The organism is Corallococcus praedator (assembly GCF_003612125.1).
In the GTDB taxonomy this organism is placed as follows: domain Bacteria; phylum Myxococcota; class Myxococcia; order Myxococcales; family Myxococcaceae; genus Corallococcus; species Corallococcus praedator.
This window is the reverse complement of the sequence record NZ_RAWI01000665.1, coordinates 1-2,699: the sequence shown is the minus strand read 5'-3', so window position 1 is coordinate 2,699 and position 2,699 is coordinate 1. Positions and strand designations below refer to the sequence as shown.

3 protein-coding genes are annotated in these 2,699 nt (G+C 71.9%); 1 reads left to right on the top strand and 2 read right to left on the bottom strand.

What is annotated here, in order from left to right:
• Window positions 1–1,209, bottom strand: a 1,209-nt coding sequence (locus tag D7Y13_RS46160; RefSeq protein ID WP_158626200.1) for a collagen-like domain-containing protein, incomplete at its 3' end; no start/stop codon positions are given.
• A 186-nt stretch (window positions 1,210–1,395) separates the two neighbouring features.
• Between D7Y13_RS46160 and D7Y13_RS40580 the strand changes: the two genes are divergently transcribed.
• Window positions 1,396–1,920 carry a phage tail protein gene (locus tag D7Y13_RS40580; protein ID WP_120583793.1) on the top strand — a complete coding sequence of 175 codons (525 nt, stop codon included), beginning with the start codon at window positions 1,396–1,398 and terminating at the stop codon, window positions 1,918–1,920.
• Window positions 1,921–1,965: 45 nt separating this feature from the next.
• Here the strand turns inward: D7Y13_RS40580 and D7Y13_RS40575 are convergent, their stop codons facing one another.
• A complete protein-coding gene (locus tag D7Y13_RS40575; protein WP_120583792.1) occupies window positions 1,966–2,598 on the bottom strand; it encodes a helix-turn-helix transcriptional regulator in 633 nt (210 codons plus the stop codon).
• Window positions 2,599–2,699: the final 101 nt, after the last annotated feature.

Below are 2,699 nucleotides of genomic sequence, written 5' to 3'. Positions count from 1 at the left end.
GTTGAAGCCATCCGCGCCATTGCCACCCTGCGCGCGGATGATGCCCCCCAGCGTGATGGTCCCCTTCGCCGCCACCAGGACGATGCCGCCACCGCCGCCGCCCGTGCCCACGATGGACTGGCCCGCCGTCTGGGGGTTCACGCCACTGACCCCGCTCGCGTTGATGGTGCCACCAACGACGATGCGCACGTTGCCCCGCGCGGCCAGCATCACCGCGCCACCGCCAGCGCCACCGTTCGCGCCCGCGCCCGCGTAGAGGCGAGCACCGGCCCCGCCGGACGCGTTCTGGACCCGCCGCACCTGTGCGCCCTGGAACGACGCGAGCCCCACGCCACCGCTGTACGAACCCGCCGCCGTCCGGGCGACTCCGGCAGGAGCCTGGCCGCCGCCCAGGTCCTCCGCCCCAGGACGCACGGTGAGCGTCCCGCTCACGGTGATGTCACCCGAGGAGCGCAGCACCGTGCCACTGGGGACGATGAGTGTGCCCACGATGTTGATGCTGCTGAACTGGAGGTTGAAGCCCGAGGGAAGCTGGGACACGCCCGTGGGGGTGGTGAGGTCCACCGTCTGGCCGGAGCCCACGGTGAACGCGCCCGCGGAACCGTCGCCGTAGAGCCCCTGGGTGCCCGCCACGCCCTGCGGCCCCTGAGAGCCCGTCGCCCCCGTGGAACCCGGCGCTCCCGCGGGCCCCACCGGGCCAGCCGGGCCGACCGGGCCGGCTGAGCCCGTGTCGCCCTTGTCTCCCTTCGCGCCAACAGCGCCCGCCGAGCCCGTGTCGCCCTTGTCTCCCTTCGCGCCAACAGCGCCCGCCGCGCCCGTGTCGCCCTTGTCTCCCTTGGCGCCGGCAGGACCCGCGATGCCCTGCGGACCGATGGGCCCCATCAGGCCCATGGCGCCCTGCGGTCCCGTCGCGCCCGCGGGACCCGTGGGGCCCGCGATGCCCTGCGGTCCGGGCTCGCCCGCACCCGCCGGACCGATCTCGCCCTGAGGACCCATGAGGCCGGGCTCGCCCGTAGCGCCCTTCTCACCCTGGGGACCGGCCGGGCCCGTCGCTCCCGCGGGGCCCGTCGCTCCCGGAGGGCCCTCGGGGCCGGCGGGCCCATCCCCCGTCTGGCCCGTACACGCGGACACCATCAGGGTCGCGCAGAGCGACAACACTCGGAAGCGTGAGAACTCCCCACGGAGGGGCACGAAGAATCGAAGTGACATGGATTGGGTCCTCCCCCAACAGCAGGCGGTGCGGCGACGTGCAGCGTAGGAGAAAGCGCCGCCACGCCCTGTGAAGCTTCGCACACCCCGGGTCGGATTAATGAATGACGCGCCACGACCTTTCTTCAGGGTGGGCGGGCATGTTCTGTTCGGCGCGGAACACCCACCATCCACCCAGGGGGAACCATGTCTGAACCGTACATTGGCCAGATCATCATGTTTGGAGGCGACTTCGCGCCTCGCGGCTGGGCGCTCTGCAACGGCGCGCTGCTTTCCATCGCGCAGAACCAGGCCCTCTTCGCCATCCTGGGCACCACCTACGGCGGCAACGGCACGACGACCTTCGCGCTGCCGGACCTGCGAGGGCGCTTTCCCATGGCGCCGGGCCAGGGCCCGGGGCTGGCTCCGCACACCCTGGGAGAGGCGGCCGGCGGGCAGTCGGTGACGCTGATCTCGACGCAGATGCCCGCGCACACCCACCCGCTGATGGCCAACATGCAGGAGGGCAACGCGGAGAGCCCGGAGGGTGCGTACCTCGCCGCCTATCCTCCCGGCAGCACCCCGACCCCCTACAACACGACGCCCAACACGGTGATGGGCCCCCAGGCCGTGGGCATCGCCGGCGGCGGTCAGCCGGTGCCCATCATGAACCCATACACCGTCGTGAACTTCATCATCGCGACGGAGGGCGTCTTCCCCTCGCGGAGCTGATGCCAGACACCGGAAGGCTCCGCGCCAGACGCGGGGCCTTGCGCGTCACCCCAACACTTCCGCGCGGGTGATGCGGTCCAACCGGAAGTGGCGACGTTCGCCGGACGCGAGGTCCACCGCGTCCAGCCGCGTCTCGTGCCGGTCCATCACCACGGACTCGATGCGCACCTCGCGCACCGTCTCCAGGAAGTTGCCGTCCACGTAGGTGATGCGCAGCGACTGGCGTTCGAACCACGCGCGCTCCAGCGACTCACGCACCCCCTTGCGCGTGGGCAGCGACGGCACGCCCAGGAAGGTCAGCTCCCGCAGCCGGGCCAGCAGCTCGCGCTGCGCGGACGTGGAGAGGGCCGAGCGTACCTTGTCGAGCGCCGACTCCAGCGTCCCGGTGAAGGGCAACAGCCGCATGTCGATGGCGAAGCGGCCCAGCGCCACCATGAGCGCCGCCTCGCGCGCGGTGAAGTTCACCGGCGGCAGGCTGTAGCTGCGATCCAACGCATAGCCCCCGCCCCGGCCCCGCTCCGCGCCCACGGGCAGGGACGCGGCGCGCAGCGTGTCCAGGTCCCGGTAGATGGTCCGCACCGTCACGCCGAAGCGCTCCGCGAGCACCTCCGCGGTGACGCCGGTGCGGCGACCCCTCAAGTACTCCGCGAGGGCGAAAAGACGCTCGGTGCGCTGCATGGCCTTGGAATCCTGACATACCGCTGTCAGCCGGGGGCCTCAAGCTGCGGGAAAGCGACCGTGATGCGAAGCCCCTTCGACAGCCCGGTGGACCCGCCCAC